Source organism: Rossellomorea sp. NPDC077527 (assembly GCF_044542955.1).
GTDB classification, from domain to species: Bacteria; Bacillota; Bacilli; order Bacillales; family Bacillaceae_B; genus Rossellomorea; species Rossellomorea aquimaris_E.
In genome coordinates this window covers 81,476-98,757 of the sequence record NZ_JBITVL010000005.1, presented here as the reverse complement: position 1 = coordinate 98,757, position 17,282 = coordinate 81,476, and the positions used below count along the sequence as shown (strand labels likewise).

13 protein-coding genes are annotated in these 17,282 nt (G+C 46.0%); 11 read left to right on the top strand and 2 right to left on the bottom strand.

Annotated elements, in window-relative coordinates:
- The first annotated feature begins 52 nt into the window (after positions 1-52).
- The 11 genes from ACIGG7_RS17435 (at position 53) to ACIGG7_RS17385 (ending at position 13,925) form a co-directional block, all read left to right on the top strand.
- Entirely contained in the window at positions 53-1,069 is a 1,017-nt protein-coding gene (locus tag ACIGG7_RS17435) for an NAD-dependent epimerase/dehydratase family protein (RefSeq protein ID WP_397550439.1), read from the top strand.
- Positions 1,070-2,158, top strand: coding sequence for a dihydrodipicolinate synthase family protein (locus tag ACIGG7_RS17430; RefSeq protein WP_397550438.1), 1,089 nt, complete (start codon positions 1,070-1,072; stop codon positions 2,156-2,158). It abuts the gene before it with no gap.
- Entirely contained in the window at positions 2,155-3,159 is a 1,005-nt protein-coding gene (locus tag ACIGG7_RS17425; RefSeq protein ID WP_397550437.1) for a zinc-dependent alcohol dehydrogenase, read from the top strand. Before ACIGG7_RS17430 ends, ACIGG7_RS17425 begins: the two co-directional genes overlap by 4 nt.
- A 12-nt stretch (positions 3,160-3,171) precedes the next feature.
- Positions 3,172-4,230: a Gfo/Idh/MocA family protein gene (locus ACIGG7_RS17420; protein WP_397550436.1), complete on the top strand. Its 1,059-nt coding sequence runs from the start codon at positions 3,172-3,174 to the stop codon at positions 4,228-4,230.
- A 22-nt stretch (positions 4,231-4,252) separates the two neighbouring features.
- Positions 4,253-5,305 carry a Gfo/Idh/MocA family protein gene (locus tag ACIGG7_RS17415; RefSeq protein ID WP_397550435.1) on the top strand — a complete coding sequence of 351 codons (1,053 nt, stop codon included), beginning with the start codon at positions 4,253-4,255 and terminating at the stop codon, positions 5,303-5,305.
- Positions 5,306-6,844, top strand: coding sequence for an FAD-dependent oxidoreductase (locus tag ACIGG7_RS17410; RefSeq protein ID WP_397550434.1), 1,539 nt, complete (start codon positions 5,306-5,308; stop codon positions 6,842-6,844).
- A 31-nt stretch (positions 6,845-6,875) separates the two neighbouring features.
- Positions 6,876-7,718, top strand: coding sequence for a sugar phosphate isomerase/epimerase family protein (locus ACIGG7_RS17405; protein ID WP_397550433.1), 843 nt, complete (start codon positions 6,876-6,878; stop codon positions 7,716-7,718).
- A 9-nt stretch (positions 7,719-7,727) separates the two neighbouring features.
- Positions 7,728-8,438, top strand: coding sequence for a hypothetical protein (locus ACIGG7_RS17400; protein ID WP_397550432.1), 711 nt, complete (start codon positions 7,728-7,730; stop codon positions 8,436-8,438).
- Positions 8,435-9,409 (top strand): Gfo/Idh/MocA family protein, encoded by a 975-nt coding sequence (locus tag ACIGG7_RS17395; protein WP_397550431.1) that lies wholly within the window; start codon positions 8,435-8,437, stop codon positions 9,407-9,409. Before ACIGG7_RS17400 ends, ACIGG7_RS17395 begins: the two co-directional genes overlap by 4 nt.
- Before the next feature lie 65 nt (positions 9,410-9,474).
- Entirely contained in the window at positions 9,475-10,638 is a 1,164-nt protein-coding gene (gene nagA / locus ACIGG7_RS17390; RefSeq protein ID WP_397550430.1) for an N-acetylglucosamine-6-phosphate deacetylase, read from the top strand.
- A 209-nt stretch (positions 10,639-10,847) separates the two neighbouring features.
- Positions 10,848-13,925 (top strand): FIMAH domain-containing protein, encoded by a 3,078-nt coding sequence (locus ACIGG7_RS17385; protein WP_397550429.1) that lies wholly within the window; start codon positions 10,848-10,850, stop codon positions 13,923-13,925.
- Positions 13,926-14,032: 107 nt separating this feature from the next.
- Here ACIGG7_RS17385 and ACIGG7_RS17380 read toward each other — a convergent pair whose 3' ends face one another.
- Together ACIGG7_RS17380 and ACIGG7_RS17375 are read right to left on the bottom strand one after the other, a co-directional pair.
- Positions 14,033-14,842, bottom strand: coding sequence for a copper amine oxidase N-terminal domain-containing protein (locus ACIGG7_RS17380; RefSeq protein WP_397550428.1), 810 nt, complete (start codon positions 14,840-14,842; stop codon positions 14,033-14,035).
- Between the two features lie 206 nt (positions 14,843-15,048).
- Positions 15,049-17,115, bottom strand: coding sequence for a 5'-nucleotidase C-terminal domain-containing protein (locus tag ACIGG7_RS17375; RefSeq protein ID WP_397550427.1), 2,067 nt, complete (start codon positions 17,113-17,115; stop codon positions 15,049-15,051).
- Positions 17,116-17,282: the final 167 nt, after the last annotated feature.

The following is a 17,282-nucleotide window of genomic DNA, read 5'->3' as shown; positions in this document are numbered from 1 at the left end:
GTTGATAAGTATTTTCTGAAAGTTCAATCTAGTAGTTTAGGAGAGTGGTTTGATGAAAACAATCAAGGAATTAGAGGATTTCATGACAGAACCTTCACAGGACTTGATGAACGATCTTGCAACACTGGAAGGCGATATCATGATCCTCGGTGTGGGGGGCAAGATGGGACCTACATTGGCAAAGTTGACTAAACGGGCGATTGATGAGGCTGGTTTGAATAAAAAGGTGTACGGAGTTTCAAGGTTTTCTTCACCAGATCTTCGGAATGAGCTGAATGCATTCGGGATTCATACGATCTCCGTGGATTTATTGAAGGATGAAGACCTGAAGACGCTGCCGGAAGTGAAAAATATTATCTATATGGCAGGGAATAAATTCGGGACAACAGGCAATGAACACTTCACCTGGGCAATGAACGCTTATCTGCCAGGAAGGCTGGCAGAGAAGTTTCCACATTCAAGGATCGTGGCCTTTTCTACAGGGAATGTCTATCCCCTGACCGAGGTCGTCAGCAATCATTGTTCTGAATCCAATCCGGTCAATCCGATCGGGGAGTATGCCCAATCGTGTCTTGGAAGGGAGCGCGTTCTCACATACTTCTCCCATAAGAATCATACTCCGATGCTGATGTTCAGACTGAACTACGCGATTGATCTTCGTTACGGTGTCCTTCTGGAAGTGGCGAGGCAGGTCTACAATGACCAGCCGGTGGATCTGACCATGGGAAATGTAAACGTGATTTGGCAGGGGGATGCCAATGAATATGCCATCAGGTCCCTCCTGCTGACGAATTCACCGCCGAAAATCCTGAATGTGACGGGGCCTGAAACCATTTCTGTCCGCTGGCTCGCGAAGGAATTTGCGAAGCGATTCAATAAGCAGGTGTCTTATGTGAATTCCGAGCAATCCACCGCATTGTTAAACGATGCATCCCAGGCTCATAAGTTGTTCGGATATCCGAAGGTCACGATGCAGCAGATGATCGATTGGACGGCAGGGTGGGTTGAGCGTGATGGATTTACCTACAATAAACCGACGCATTTTCAACAGCGAGAGGGGGCGTTCTAAATGTTAACATCACCGGTCAACAAAGCGTTGCATGAAGGGGCCTTCATCCCGGCGCATCCATTGGCCTTATCAACGAACAAAGAACTGGATGAAGTGAGTCAGCGAGCCCTCACCAGGTATTATATCGATTCAGGTGTAGGAGGCCTTGCGGTCGGTGTACATACTACACAGTTCGAAATCCGGGATCCCCGGTTTGGTTTGTACGAAAGGGTATTGAAGCTTGCAATGGAAGAGATGGAGAATGCGGGGGTGCCCGATTCCTTTATTAAAGTAGCCGGGATATGCGGTCCGGTAGATCAGGCCGTAAAGGAAGCGAAATTCAGTAAGGATATCGGCTACGATTTAGGGCTTTTGAGTATGGGGGGGCTTGATTCCCATTCAGAAGAAGAGTTATTAGAGCGGACGAGGAGGGTGTCGGAAATCATCCCTGTATTCGGATTCTATCTCCAGCCTGCCGTTGGGGGAAGGGTGCTTTCCTATGAATTCTGGAGGGCATTTGCAGAGCTTCCCAACGTATATGCCGTCAAACTCGCACCGTTCGACCGTTATCTGACGTCAGAAGTGGTAAGGGCCGTCTGTCATTCAAAAAGAAGGGATGAGATCGCCCTCTACACTGGAAACGACGATAATATCGTGAATGACCTGTTGACGACCTATCGGTTCAAGATTGGTGACGGGGAGAAGGAGAAGAAAATCGTCGGAGGTCTCCTCGGGCATTGGTCGGTCTGGACAAAACGGGCAGTGGAGTTATTTAAAGAAATCAAACACTGGCAGCTTCAAGATGCCATTCCGCAAAGGATGTTGACCCTCGCACAGGAGATCACCGATGCCAACGGCGCCTTCTTTGATGCGAGGAATGGGTTTAAGGGAAGCATCGCAGGAATCAATCAGGTCCTGGCGGGACAGGGTCTGATGAAGGGACGATGGTGTCTTTCTGATAAGGAAGAACTGAGTCCGAATCAAATGGAAGAAATCCACCGCGTGTACGACGCGTATCCCCATTTGCATGATGATGACTTTGTGAAAGAGAACTTAAGCAAATGGTTGGCACGGGAGAGAATCGGGACAGAGGGAGTAGACAGAATATGAGAAAAATCATAGCTCGGAATAATAGAGTGGAAGTCGTGCAGGACGACACACCACAGATCAAGCCACAATTCCTGTTGGTTAAAACCCTGTACTCGACCATTTCGCCAGGGACGGAGTTAACCATCGTTGAAAACAGTACAGACACACCCATCACATTGGGATACAGTGCTATGGGAGTGGTGGAAGAAGTGGGAACTGGTGTAACGGGTGTGGAAAAAGGAGACCATGTAGCGGTTTACGGTGCCCCTTATGTACAGCACGCGGAATATCTGCAGGTCCCGAAGACATTATGTGCGAAGGTTCCTCAGAACGTAGAGGCGAAAGAAGCGGCCCTTGCCGGGATCGGGGCGATTGCCATTCACGCCCTTCGGATTGCCGATCTGCAATTTGGAGAAACCATCGTGATCGTCGGGTTGGGGCTCTTAGGCCAGATGATTGCCCAAATCGCCAATGCCGCCTCCTATCGGGTGATTGCTTGCGACCTTCATGAAGAGCGATCCACAATGGTAAAGGAACATGCGAATATAAGATCGTTTTCCAATCTGGAAGAAATGGAGCAGACCATCGCTGAAAGTACAGACGGGAATGGAGCGGATGCTGTCCTGTTATGTGCGGGCGGGAAGCGCTCACCCTTGACCGGTCAGAGTCTCCAGTGGATACGCAACAAAGGGAAGGTCGTCATTGTCGGCGATATTGAACCGGACTTCCCCCGGAACCTGATGTTCAGCAAGGAAGCTCAATTGTTGATCTCGAGAGCGGGTGGTCCGGGAAGATATGACAAGGTGTATGAAGCCGAGGCGGTCGATTACCCTTATGGCTTTGTTCGCTGGACAGAGGGCAGGAATATTGAAGAATATATCCGCCTCGTAAGCGAGAAACGAATCGACGTCAGCTCTTTCATCAAAGAAGAAGTAAAATTCAGTGAAGTAGCAGAGGCGTTCGAAGCCTTAATGAATAAGAAGTCCACTACACTAACGAAGGTGATTGATTTCTCAAAGTAAGGGGTTGATCTTATGAAAGGTCCTGTAAGGATTGGTCTGGTCGGACTTGGTTCCATTGCAGAATCCACCCATGTGGTTCATCTGAAGTCATCTATCCATGCGGTATTGACCGCTGTAGTAGATGTGGATGCAGACCGGGCGAGAGCTATTTCCAAGACATATGGGGTGGAACATTATTTTCAAAAGGTAGAAGACATGCTTCAAAAGGTCGAACTCGATGCCGTCATGATTTGCACCCCGAATCGCACCCATATCCCGATTGCCAGGAAGTGTGCAGAAAAAGGGATCCATGTGTTCATGGAAAAGCCGATAGGGACGGACCTTGAAGAAGTGAAGTCTTACTTGCAATTTGCCAAGGAACGAAACGTCATGACCATGGTCGGTATGACTCATCGTTTTCGCCGGGATGCTCAAATTCTGAAAGCGTATGCCGACAAGGGGGCTTTCGGAAACCTCTATTATGCAAAAGCAAAGCTGTTCAGACGAAGGGGGACGCCGAAAGGGTGGTTTACAGACAAGGCATTGGCCGGCGGCGGAGCCATGATGGATATTGGTGTCCACGTCCTGGACCTTGCCTGGTGGCTGATGGGCATGCCGGAAGTTCAGAGCATTACCGGCAAGACAATGACAGGTCTAGGAAACTATGAAACGAAATATACAACGAGCTGGAAATCAAGCAACAGGCAGTTGAATAAGAAGAACGTATTTGATGTGGAGGACTTCGGTGCTGCCTGGATCCGGTTTAAGAACGGTGTTGTCCTGTCACTGGAGATTGCCTGGGCGGTGAACGGAGAAGAAGACGAGGGCATTAAGATTGAACTAATTGGTGACAGGGGTGGTGCCGCTTTGTCACCATTCACTATTTTTACAGAAGAAGATGGATTGCTGAGCAAACAACACCCTATCTATGAAGAAAATTTACCATTTAAGGATGAGATCGAACATTTCATTGAATGTGTAAAAAACGGCTCGTGGCCCTTGATCGATGGGGAGGACGGTTATGAAGTATTGAAACTACTAAAGGGAATCTATGATTCTTCCGAACAGGGTAAAGAGATACGTTATGAATGAGTTTCAGAAAGGAGAGAGAGCGATGTTGAAGGTAGGCGTAGTGGGAACGGGATCCATATCAGAGTTTCATATCAAACCGTACTTGGCAAACGAAGACGCCGAGCTTGTGGCGTTATGTGATCTCAATTCGGAACGGTTGGTAGAAAAAGGCCGCTTATTTGGGGTCAGCCAGCTGTACAGTGACTACAGAGAGCTGTTGAGTAACGATGAAATCGATGCGATCAGCATCTGTACATGGAATAATTCTCATGCAGAGATTGCCATCTCTGCACTGGAAAGCGGAAAGCACGTCCTCGTGGAAAAGCCGTTATGTATGACGGTTGAGGAAGCATTAGCGGTAGAAGCCGCCGTCAAGAAATCAGGGAAGATGCTGCAGGTCGGATTTGTGCGGAGGCACGGGGATAATGCAGCATTACTTAAAAAATTCATTGATCACGGTGACCTTGGTGAGATTTATTATGCGAAAGCGTCCTGCCTACGGCGACTCGGTAATCCCGGGGGTTGGTTCAGTGACCGAAACAAGTCAGGAGGGGGACCTCTGATCGATCTGGGTGTTCATATGATCGACATTTGCTGGTACTTCATGGGGAAGCCCCGTCCCGTGTCGGTCAGCGGCAACACCTACTCCAAGCTAGGGAACCGGAGTCATATAAAAAACTTATCCTTCTATCAAGCTGCTGATTATGACCCGTCCCTCAATGATGTCGAAGACTTAACCAATGCCCTCATCCGATTTGAAAATGGGGCTTCTTTATTGGTGGATGTGAGCTTCACCCTTCAGGCCAAAGAGGATGAGCTGTACGTAAAGCTGTTCGGTGACAAGGGGGGCGCCGAAATCGAACCGGAATTATCCATTGTAGGGGAGAAGCATGACACGATCCTTAATATGACCCCACAAATCGATAATCTGAAGTTTGATTTCGAAAAAGCTTTTTATAATGAGATCAATCACTTTGTCTCCTGCTGTATACAAGGAAAAGAATCCATCGCTCCTGTTTCAGACGGGGTCCAAGTCATGAAAATGCTCAATGGGATTTATGAATCGGCAAGAACCGGCAAGGAAGTGATGGTGTAAATGAAAGCAGATCTGTTGATAGCCGGAGGTGGTCTCGGGGGATGTGCAGCGGCCATGGCGGCCTGTTCGAAGGGAATAAAGGTCATCATGACAGAAGAGACGGATTGGATCGGGGGCCAGGTCACCTCTCAAGGCGTTCCGCCGGACGAACATCGCTGGATTGAAAAGTTTGGATGCACGAAGAGGTACAGGGATTACCGTGAGAAGGTGAGAGCGACCTACTTGAACACGATGCAGATAAAAGAAAATGGGGAGTTCCTGAATCCGGGGAACGGTCTCGTCAGCAACATCTGTCACGACCCCCGGGTTACCCTCCATGTTCTAAATGACATGCTTTTATCCTACGAGCTGACAGGGCAGTTGGTCATCTTACGCCATACAAAGGTCTATAGCGTTCAAAAAGAAGGTAGTCGGGTTCACAAGATCACCTTAACGAATGAAGAGACAGGAGTAAAAGAAGAGATTGAGGCCCCATTTTATATCGATGCGACAGAAGCGGGAGATCTGCTGCCCCTTGCAGGCATGGCATACGTGACAGGTGCAGAAGCTAAATCGGAAACCGGTGAACCCCATGCATTGGAGACAGCTGATCCTTCTGATATTCAGGCTTTCACTTATGTACTGGGAATGGAGTACCGGGCAGGCGAAGATCATACTATCCCTGAACCTGATATGTATTCCTTTTGGCGAACCTTTCACCCTGACATCTGGCCGGACAAATTGTTGAGCTTTCATGCGCCTCATCCGGTCACAAAGGAAAAACGGACCTATACCCTGTTCAAAGGAGGAGAGGGGTTTCCGTTATGGGAATACCGGAGGATTTTTGACCGAAGTCAATTCGATACGCCCTATCATGCCGGTGATGTCACGCTGATGAACTGGCCGCAGAACGACTACTTTTTAGGGAATATTTACGATGTATCCGAAGAAGACAAGAAAAAGAATCTGTATCAGGGGAAACAGCTCAGCCTTTCCCTCCTGTACTGGCTCCAGACTGAAGCACCGCGGCCAGATGGAGGAAAAGGGTATCCTGGATTGATGCTGAGAAAAGACCTTTTTGAGACAGAGGATGGGCTGGCGAAAGCAGCTTATATCAGGGAATCCAGGAGGATCAAAGCGGAATATACGATTGTGGAGCAGGATGTATCACCGGATTTCAATGAAGGGAAGACGGGTAAGCGTTACGAAGACAGAGTTGGAGTCGGATCTTACAGCATTGATCTCCACCCGAGTATGGCAGGAAAAACGTATCTGGATATCAAAGCTCTCCCCTTTTATATTCCCCTTGGTGCCCTCATTCCCAAAGATGCTGATAATCTTCTCGCCGGCTGTAAAAATATCGGCAGTACTCATATTACAAATGGCTGTTACCGGCTGCACCCCGTCGAGTGGAATATCGGGGAAGCCTGTGGTGCACTTGTGGCCTACTGTTTGAAACACCAAACGAAGCCGAAAGAAGTCCGGGAAGATCGGCGGTTATTAAAGCACTTCCAGCAGGTATTGCAGGAGGATGGATTTGAACTGGAGTGGCGATTTTAGCTGGAGGTGATGAGGAGTGAGGAGGAGTATTATGAACATAAGTGTAAGCATGTACAGTCTGGCCTCTACCATTAAAAAAGAAAACTGGTCCATCCTTGATTTTATCCAATATGCTAAACGGATTTCCCTGGATGGGGTGGAGCTTCTCGATTTTTACTGGAAAAGCGGTCAGGCTAAGAGCGAGGAAATCGAACAGGTGCTTCAAGCCGTCAAACAGAACGGCTTACGGGTGTCTGCCTATGATGTGAGCAATAATTTTGTGAAAGAAACAGAAGAAAAGCGTGCTGTGGAAGTAGCGAAGATCCTGGAAGGGATTGAGGTGGCGAAAAAGCTGGAGACGAATATTGTCAGGGTCTTCTGCGGAGACCTTCACGGTGAATTGACATATGAAGACGGACAGAAGTGGATTGTTGAAGGGCTGAAAAAGTGTGCAAATAGAGCGGAAGAAGAGAACATATATCTTGCCATCGAAAACCACGGACTATTGGCGGGGAAAAGCGAACAGGTCAAAGAAATCATCGAAAAAGTAAACAGTCCATATGTGCGTTCCACATTTGATACTGGGAACTTCCTGTTAGTCCATGAAGAGCCGCAGGAAGCTTTCGACAGATTGAAACAGGACGTCGTTCATGTTCATTTCAAGGACTTCAGGGAAAAGAAGCCGGGAGAAGAGTTGAAGGGGTTCCGTTCCACGCGGGGCGTCGAGTTGATCGGAACCGTGCCTGGAGATGGAAAGGTCGATTTGCCTTATATTGTAGAAGGGTTAAAAATAGAAAATTATCAAGGCTGGCTATCCATTGAATATGAGGGTTTCGATGATGCGGAAGCAGCGAATGAAGAAGCTGTCAATCGCTTGAAAACGTTATTGAAATAGGAGGTTCTTATGGGGAATGTCGTGATTGGAAGAGTGGATAAAATAGATGAATTGAGGACAGAAACGGCATATGTGAAGGCATTTCAGAATCAACTGGCAGAACATGAGACGGTGTTCCTCTCTCCACAGGAATTCGATAAGGGGAATTTAAAAGGGGAGGATATCCACCTATTCATCCAACCTGGATTACTCGATGACGTTAAAGGGATGAGCAATGTATCTGTATACTTTGATCTTGAACTTTATCCTTTCTTTCAGAGTATCAAAGAAGCGATGCTTTCGGCTGAAAAACCGCAGGGCGTCCTCCGGATGAGAAGGAAGATGCTTGAAGAAGAGGACGAGTCGATCATAACCGGTGATGTATACGTGCTTTCTGCTTTATTAGGTGAACCTGCGGAAGCGATGGTGAAGAGGACCAAGCGGGAAGTCCGTCCCTCCCACGTGATTTTGACTGTAGATTTTGGCGGGGGGACGATGGCGCATTTGGAGTATACGTTTGCCAGTGAGGGTGAGGGAATCGAGCTTGAGTGGAGCGGGATCAAGCGGATTATCGAGTTTGATAGCGGAGAAATGACTCCCATTACACCGGATGGATACACAGCGCTTCCTCTCTCGTATAGTGTAGATGCCATTCTTTCAGGGTCTCATTCTGCTGATGAAGAGTTACGTCAGTCTTTGAATAAATACCGGACTCTTCTGAACGGAGGGGGTTGGAGATGAAAATCGGGATGATGAGTTTTGCCCATATGCATGCCTACAGTTATGCGGACAGTTTAATGAAAATGTCCAATGTGGAAATCGTGGGAATCTACGATGACAATGAAGAACGAGGAAAAAAAGCGGCCGACACGTACAAGACCGCCTATTTCAGCGATCAAGACGCCTTATTAGCATCTGAAATCGATGCAGTCATTATTTGCAGTGAAAACAACCGTCATAAAGAAATGACCCTGAAGGCAGCCCAGGCAAAGAAGCATATCCTGTGTGAAAAACCGATCGCGACCACTGTGGAAGATGCGAAGGAAATGATATCGGTCTGTGAAGAGGAAGGTGTGCTTTTGCAAACGGCTTTTCCCGTTCGTTTCAGTGCTCCTATCCTGCAATTAAAGAAAATGATCGATGATGGGGAACTCGGGGAAATCGTCGCTTTCCGGACAACGAACCGCGGACAGAATCCTGGGGGCTGGTTCATCGATGAAGAACAATCTGGCGGCGGGGCGGTCCTGGATCATACCGTCCATATGGTGGACATCATGCGCTGGTACTTAGGAGAAGAAATCACAGAAGTACATGCGTATGTAGATTCCTATTTTCATAGCATTGATATTGACGATGCCGGGATCCTCACCATGGAGTTCGGGAATGGCGTGATCGCCTCTCATGACGCAAGCTGGTCGAGGTTCTCTGAATACCCGATGTGGGGGGATGTCACCATTGAAGTGATCGGAACCAACCGGACCGTCAAAGCAGATGCATTCAAAGAACATTTCAGACTCTATACCAATGATCAGAAGTCCTTGAGCCACGTTTTTCATGGGAACGACATGGATTATGGACTGATAAAAGACTTTATCGACTGTATCGAGAAGAAACGGGAACCCACCATCACCGGATTCGATGGTCTAAAGGCTTTGGAAGTCGCGCTTGCAGCATATAAGTCCAGTCAAGAGAGAAAAACTGTGCGTCTGTAGGATAGAGCCAGGGGGTGCCGGAGGGACAGGTCCCTTGGCACACTTTTCTGATATGGGGGATACAAATGTTTTTTATAAGAGGCGATATGATCACAGGCGGAAAACGGTATTCGGATAAAGTCATAGGGATATCTAATGGGAGGATCTCTTCAGTGGAAGATGAGTTGCCTATCGCTGGTGATGTACACCAGGTAAATGGAGTCATTTGTCCAGGATTTGTGGACATTCACATCCACGGTCTGAGTGGGTATGACTTTATGGACGGTGCAGAGGCGTTCGGGGAAATCGCAGAAAGGTTGCCAGGCTTCGGTGTGACCTCGTTTCTAGCCACATCCAGAACCTGTGAGACTCCTGATCTATTGAATTTTCTTCAACATGCTCATGATTTTAGGAAACAGCATTCAGCATCTGCGAGGATGCTAGGTGCCCACATCGAAGGCCCTTGGATCAGCGGGGCTTTTCCTGGGGCACAAAATAAAGCGTATATCAGGAAGTTCTCGAAAGAAGATATGACAGACATTATTTCTCCATTTTCAGAATTGATTTCAATTATTACCTTAGCACCGGAAGAAATCAGGAACCTATCCCTTTTAAAGGAACTATCTGATAGAGGAATACGACTTTCTGCAGGTCACACACAAGCTAGCATAGAAGAAATAGATTCTGCCGTCCAGCATGGTCTTAGTCAGGTCACTCACACGTTTAATGCCATGAGCCCTGTTCATCACCGTAACCCGGGGACTGCAGCGGCAGCACTCCTCTATGATGAACTCGCCTGTGAGATCATTACGGATGGACTTCACGTTCATCCGAGGATGATTGAGCTTCTTTACAAGGTAAAGGGGAAGGAAAGAATGATGCTTGTATCAGACTGCACGGGATATAACGATTTAGAGAATGGGAAGTATGTGCTTCGGGGGAAAGAACTTGTGAAATCCGGGGATAAAGTGACGTTGAAGAATGGTGCATTGGCGGGAAGTGCCATTACGTTGGATAAAGGAATAAAGTATGCTGTTGAGAACTGCGGGATGCCATTGGAAGACGCTGTTTACATGGCTTCCGAAGGTCCGTTACATGCGATAGGCAAGGATAAACGTAAAGGAAGGATAGAACCTGGGTACGATGCCGATCTAGTCGTTTTAGAGAATGATCTGTCTGTGGCGGCTACTTTTTTGAATGGTGAGCTATGTGAGCCACGGGGACAGGTCCCTTGGCTCCGAACAAGGTGAAAGTGAACATCCTTTCAATACAACAATTTCTCAGGGATTCTATTATTTTTTATAGTCCTTTCTTACTATTCCGTGTCTTTTAATAGAGTAGAAATGAGAGGACGAAGGAGATCTACTGAAAGGAAGGGAAGTCAGTGATGATGATACATTCCATTATAAGGGGGGGGACATTTGGTCACGGACTTTCTAAATATGAAGGGAGAATCGTAATGGGGAAATCATTCTTGCGCGTTTTGTCAGTACTACTTATTTTCATACTGTTCGTTTCATTACTTCCTTACTCAATGTTTCAAAATTCTGTTTCCGCAGAAGCAGAATGGTCGGAGCTTACGGTGGAAAATGGTGATTTTGAAGCAGTGCAGGAAACGGAAACAGCCATACCATCATGGAGTTATTGGAGCGGGGGCTTCAAATCGGGAATGATGGTCACAGGAGACAAGGCGTATGAAGGCAATCAAAGTCTTCGTATCAACAATTCAGGAGTGACAGGGCTTTTTAGCCAAGCAGTGGATGTGACAGAGGGTAACCATTACAAAATGACCGCCCAACTTTTTGTAGAAGAGCTTACGAAAGGAAATCCGGGGATCTGGCTCCGGTGGTATAACTCGGAAGGGAAAAACATTGGGAACGACCCTAAATATTTTGACGGGCTGACCGTTAATGAATGGCAGAAGGTAACGATTGAAGCGAATGCCCCTGCTGATGCCGTCAGTATGAAGGTCTTTATTTATCAATCAAGTACCGCCATCACGAAAGGATACTACGATGATATCAAGGTTTATGAGAAGTCGAATGAGCAGCTGGAACTGCCATTTGCATACGGGGACCCCATCAATCTGGGCCCGGCAGCTTTAGCGGCAAAAACACAGGGGGCGGCGATCGGTGACGGAGAAATTTACTATGCAACGAACGGATCACCTGCCACCTTCTATGCCAATGATGCCATCACAGGTGAAAAAATCTTCTCGCAGTCCCTCCCGGGTAGTGATGTTGTATGGGGAATGACGATTGGTTCGGATGGAAATGTGTACTTCGCAGGTACATACAACGGCATATTGTATCGATACGTAGTGGATGAACATCGCTTAGAGGAGGTGGGAAAAAGCCCTTCTGACAATTGGATCTGGCAGCTTGATGCAACAGAGGACGGAAAGATCTATGGTGCGACGTATCCAAATGCAAAAGTTTTTGAGTACGATATCGAAAACGATACTCTAACGGACCTTGGAAGGTTTCACGAAGAACAGAATTATGCAAGGGGACTCGGAGTGACCGATGAAACTCTTTATGTGGGAATCGGTACAACGGCTTACTTGATGAAAATGAATCGGGAAACGAGCGAAAGAGAAGAAATTCAATTGCCGATTTCCGGTACCAGCACGTCTGTTTCAAATGTATGGGAGTATGGAGACAGGTTATTTGTGGCGTACGGAACCTCCATGCTTGTGCTGGATGTGGAATCGGAAGAAGTCGTCCATGAAATGAGCTGGGAGGATGAACATGCATTTGACGGCTTGATTTCACCTCCTTCTCCAAACGACGCAAGCTTGATCTATTTCAAGGATAAAAGAACGAATGAGTTATGGACGTATGATATGGATACAGACCAAACACAGCCAGTGGAACCAAAGGTGACGTTGCCAGCTTCACCGGTTAAGGCTTATGAATGGACGACAAATGAGGAGGGGGAACAGGTTCTGTCGATTCTTCACCACCAGATCGAATATTCTACCTATAATCCGAAGACGGAGGAAGGAAAGGTTCTCTATCCAGAGGTTGAGAAGCAGGGCCTTTCCATTCAAAGTCTGGAAATAGGCCCCGATGAGAAAGTGTATATGGGTGGATATCAAGGGTCATTCGGAGTTTACGATACGTCCACTGAATCGTATCTCTTACGTGAAAGGAACCCTCATCAAATCGAAGGAATCGGGTTCATGAATGGGAATGTCTTTATGGGAATATACGGTGGCGCACAAATTTACAAGTATGATCCTGAACTGCCTTTTACATTTGAAGATGGTGGAAGCGGGGATAATCCGGAAATGGTATATGACATCGGGGATGACCAAAGCAGGCCGTTCACCTTTGAATCCGGTGACAACAAGCTATTCACCGGAACGATCTCCGACTATGGGAAGCTCGGCGGTGCCCTGACGATTTTTGATGAAAAAACGGGTGAGTGGAACACGATCCGAAATATCATTGAAAATCAGAGTATCATCGGACTCGCTTACAAGGATGGAATGTTATATGGAGGCTCTACCACTGCAGGTGGACTCGGCATCGATCCGACTGAAAAAGAAGCGAAAATGTTTGAGTATGAAGCAAGTACAGGAGACTATCAAGTATTTGATTTAGAGTTAGAAGGGATTAAGACGCCTGAAATGATCGGGGAACTGTCTATTGGGCCTGACGGAAATCTCTGGGGAGCGGCGTATGGCGTGAATGATGAGGGCACTGCAAATAGTGTCATATTCGCCATGGATCCTGTTTCAAAAGAAATCGTGAAACAGAAGGAGTTCTATACAGGTGTTCATCGGGGCAGCCAATGGCGTCCATTCTTCCTGAGATGGGATGATCAAGGCATGCTCTATACGACGGTAGGAAGAAAGCTGACTGTTATCGATCCTGAAACGATGATGAGCAGACAGATCATTGGTGACACCGTTAACTTGATGGATATTGATATGGAAGGAAATATCTATTATGCAGTTGGTGCAGATTTGATGAAGCTACCGGTTCCTGTGAAAAACGCGAAACTATCGGCTGAGAAAGATACTCTTCTTCAAGGAGATACGATGGACCTGGAGTTGGCCGTAACTCTAGCTAATGGGAAAGAAGTTGATTTGGCGGGTGCCGAAGTGACATGGGAGAATACTAAGCCTGATGTGCTAGAGGTAGAAAACGGAGCAGTCACTGCCCTGAATGCTGGTACTGCAGAATTAAAGGCAACGGTCACCTACAATGGTGAAACCGTGGAATCCGATTCTCTGGAAGTAACTGTCCATGTTTCAACCGACTCACTAACCACACAAATACAAGGCATGGAAGAGAATGGAGACCTTAGTCATGCCACAGCAAAACAGCTTGTGAACAGCTTAAAGCAGGCACAGCACCAATATGAAAAAGGCCATACGGAACAAGCTCTGAAGCACTTAGATGACTTCTCGAAGCATTTAGAAAAGAGTGATGCGGAGGAGGGAATCAAAACACAGCTGGAGCAAAATGTAGAATCTATTAGGAGAGTCTGGAGAGCCACGGGGACAGGTCCCTTGGCTCAATCATAATCACAAAGGTCCGTCCCTCGGTGCTCTTTAAAACGCTGAGGGACGGACCTTTAGCTTTAGGGAAAGGTTTACCATTCACATTCTGATACTATCTAAAACTCGGCACTTTAGTTTTCCCAGATTTTTATCACCACACGGTCTTCATCCCGTCTAGTCGATATATTCAGTCCATCTACATTTTGTTGCTTGAGGTCACCGGAAATCGCAGCATCCGCTATCTTGTCTGCTGAATAGGGGAAATAGAGTGTTAAGACAGATTTCATATAATCTTTCATATCTTTGGTCTGTGTTCCTTTAATTGCAAAGTCAGATGACTGGCTCCATTCGTTAACGGAAATATAAACAGATTGATTGCTCTGCTCATTAAATACTACATCAAAATCTACAATATCATAGGAAGTATCGATGTTTGCATAAGAGGGTTTTGTTTCTTTTGCGTGTTTTAGTAAAGCGGCCCTAGACAAAACAAAAGAGGACGAGTCAATTGAAAAATTATTGATTTGCGCCGTTTTTTCTTGGGCATTCCAACGTACATCGGCCTGGAATGCTTCAGCAATAAAACGTATAGGAACCATTGTCCTTCCATTTACAATGACAGCTGGCGTGTCGAGAGTCATTGGTTGACCGTTTACCTTTATTTGTTTGGAACCGATTTTCAACCAGATGGATGTTCTTCCTTTTATTACGCCCATGCTTGTATATGGTTTTCCGGCCGCGATCGTTGCGCCTAACGCTGTAAAGGTCTCTCTTACTGGAACAAGAGTATGCCCATCCATGATGATTGGTGACTGTTGTCCGTAGCTTTGTTTCTCTCCATTGATCATGACGTTCACTTCATTGCCTTTGGCTAATCCAATGGGGGATAGGGTAAGTGACAAGATGAACGATAACATCAATATAGTGACAATTTTCTTCATGAGATCTCCTCCATTAAAAATAATAGCTCAATTAAAGCTAGCATAAATCTACTATTTTAGATATATTTTCTATAATTCTCTTATAAAAAAGTCCGTCCCTCAGTGCGTTAACGCACTGAGGGACGGACCTTTAAATTTGTTTGTTAAAAAGGAGCCAAGGGACCTGTCCCCTTGGCTCACCTTGGCTCACCTTGGCTCCGCAGATTCTATTCTTCAGAAAGTGTTGATAAGAATAGTGAAATTACTTTGGCTGCTTCTGCACGTGTAGCGGAGTTTGCAGGTTTGAATTTGTCGTCGTAGCCGACTACTAGGCCTAATTCGTAAGCCATATTCACTGAGAATTGACCTTCTTCAGGAAGCATGGACAGGTCAGTGAATGGAGAATCAGATTCCAGGACGTAGTCTTCACCAGTTAAGTAATCATAAGCACGCTTTAACATTAATGTCATTTCATAGCGTTTGACTGGTGTATTTGGCTCGAATGTTGTGTCTGTTTTACCTTGGATGATTCCGGCTTCATAGGCTGCTGCCACTTCTGCCTGGATATCTTCTCGTAGTTTGTCAACGTCTGTAAATGGTGTGTCTTCTGTTGCTTCAAGCTCGAGTGAACGAACGATCAATGAAGCGAATTGAGAACGTGTAAGAGTCTGTTTTGGAGCGAATTTCGTATCTGTCACTCCATTTACAATTCCTTGATAGTATAAGTCGATTACATAATCTCTTTCCCAATTCAGATCTGTAAACGGTACATACAGGTCAAAACGGTTTTCCACTTTAGCTGTTACTGGAGAATGTTCTTTGATGTAATTGATCGTGATTTCATCCAGTGCGGAAAATTCGTTAACCAATTTAGCATCTTTTAACATTGTGTAATCGTCTCCGCCAACCGCCATGAAGTCATTCGTTGCGATCAGATATTCCTTATCTAAGTCGATAGGCTCGCCTTTGATCTTGATATTTTTAACGCGTTCGCCTTTATCAGCAAATAAATCCAGTTCAAATGTCATCCCTGATACATGAGGGAAGGCACCCTTTACTTCAGGGAAATCGCTTGTACCATGCTCAAGGGCAGCCTTGATTGTAGCACCGGTTAATTTCTTTGTTACCACATAGTTACCAAAAGGAAGAACTTCTGCTACTTCACCTTTTGTGATTTCACCTGCATCGATCGAAGCACGGATTCCTCCGCCGTTTGTGATGGCAGCATCTGCACCAGTTGCAGCAACCATGGAATCTGTGATCAGGTTACCAAGATTGGTTTCCCCTGCACGTACTTGCTCGCGCTCACCATCCAGTTTTACGCTGGTTGTACCGATTACTTCGGTGAAAATTTCATCGTTCATTTTTTCTTCGATTAATTTTTCAATTTCAGGGTCCGCTTTTACGCCTGCAGCAGTAGCTTCTTCTTTTGTGTAAAGATCAGCTTCTTTCTTGACCAGCTCGTCCCCTTCGAATGTCAAATTAACGACACCAAGGTTCTTTGTATATTCACCAGCACTTACGATTAACGTATCTACACCGTACGTATCCATATCAGTCGTGTGGCTGTGGCCATCCACGATCAAGTCGATGCCAGGAGCACCTTTGGCTACCTTAATGGACGTCTCGGTACTTGAAGCATCCGTACCTAAGTGTGTAAGGGCAATGATGGCATCCACATCTTTGGATTTTAGAAGGGCAACCATTGCTTTTGCTTCTTCTACCGGATCAGTGAATTTTAAGCCTTCAACGTTTTTAGGATTTGTTTTGTATGTTGTTTCAGGAGTGGATAGGCCAAAGATACCAATCTTCAAACCATCTACTTCTTGAATTTCATAAGGTTGTAATAGAAGACTATTGTCCGATTCATAACGAACGTTGGCAGATAGGACAGGAAAATCAACCATTTTTGTTAGTTCCAACAGTCTATTATAGCCATAATTAAAATCATGGTTCCCGGCTGCCATGGCATCGTAACCTAATGCGTTAAATAGTTCTGCAACACTTTCTCCCTTTGATAGAGTTGCAAATGGTGTACCGTGGAATGTATCCCCTGCATCCAGGATCAGTGTATTAGGATTGTTACTTTCATACTGCTTCATGAGAGTGGCCATTTTCGCGAATCCCATGCCGTCATATGTTCCTTCTTCTACTTTAGAATGTGAGTCATTCGTATGTAGAATCGTAACTGTTTTCGTTGTGCCCGCAGCTGAAGCGCTTCCAACTGTTGCCGTACTCAATCCCCCGAAAACAAGTAAAGTAGATAATGCCGTAAACAAACTTTTCTTTACCATGCAATAAATCCTCCTCATTCATAATTTCCAACCTCTTCTATTCTAAATTAACTAGATTAATATATCTAGTGAAGTTTTTGTAAATTGAAAATATTTAATTGGGAGTGCCATGGGGACAGGTCCCTTGGCACCTTTTAACCTTTACAACTAAAATAAGCAGAGGATTC

What these genes read in the sequence shown, in the direction of transcription:
- ACIGG7_RS17425 (WP_397550437.1), top strand. Translation starts at nt 2,155, where the DNA reads ATGAGAAAAATCATAGCTCGGAATAATAGAGTGGAAGTCGTGCAGGAC.
- ACIGG7_RS17405 (WP_397550433.1), top strand. Translation starts at nt 6,876, where the DNA reads ATGAACATAAGTGTAAGCATGTACAGTCTGGCCTCTACCATTAAAAAA.
- ACIGG7_RS17430 (WP_397550438.1), top strand. Translation starts at nt 1,070, where the DNA reads ATGTTAACATCACCGGTCAACAAAGCGTTGCATGAAGGGGCCTTCATC.
- ACIGG7_RS17415 (WP_397550435.1), top strand. Translation starts at nt 4,253, where the DNA reads ATGTTGAAGGTAGGCGTAGTGGGAACGGGATCCATATCAGAGTTTCAT.
- ACIGG7_RS17385 (WP_397550429.1), top strand. Translation starts at nt 10,848, where the DNA reads ATGGGGAAATCATTCTTGCGCGTTTTGTCAGTACTACTTATTTTCATA.
- ACIGG7_RS17380 (WP_397550428.1), bottom strand. Translation starts at nt 14,842, where the DNA reads ATGAAGAAAATTGTCACTATATTGATGTTATCGTTCATCTTGTCACTT.
- ACIGG7_RS17420 (WP_397550436.1), top strand. Translation starts at nt 3,172, where the DNA reads ATGAAAGGTCCTGTAAGGATTGGTCTGGTCGGACTTGGTTCCATTGCA.
- ACIGG7_RS17435 (WP_397550439.1), top strand. Translation starts at nt 53, where the DNA reads ATGAAAACAATCAAGGAATTAGAGGATTTCATGACAGAACCTTCACAG.
- ACIGG7_RS17375 (WP_397550427.1), bottom strand. Translation starts at nt 17,115, where the DNA reads ATGGTAAAGAAAAGTTTGTTTACGGCATTATCTACTTTACTTGTTTTC.
- ACIGG7_RS17410 (WP_397550434.1), top strand. Translation starts at nt 5,306, where the DNA reads ATGAAAGCAGATCTGTTGATAGCCGGAGGTGGTCTCGGGGGATGTGCA.
- ACIGG7_RS17400 (WP_397550432.1), top strand. Translation starts at nt 7,728, where the DNA reads ATGGGGAATGTCGTGATTGGAAGAGTGGATAAAATAGATGAATTGAGG.
- ACIGG7_RS17395 (WP_397550431.1), top strand. Translation starts at nt 8,435, where the DNA reads ATGAAAATCGGGATGATGAGTTTTGCCCATATGCATGCCTACAGTTAT.
- nagA (WP_397550430.1), top strand. Translation starts at nt 9,475, where the DNA reads ATGTTTTTTATAAGAGGCGATATGATCACAGGCGGAAAACGGTATTCG.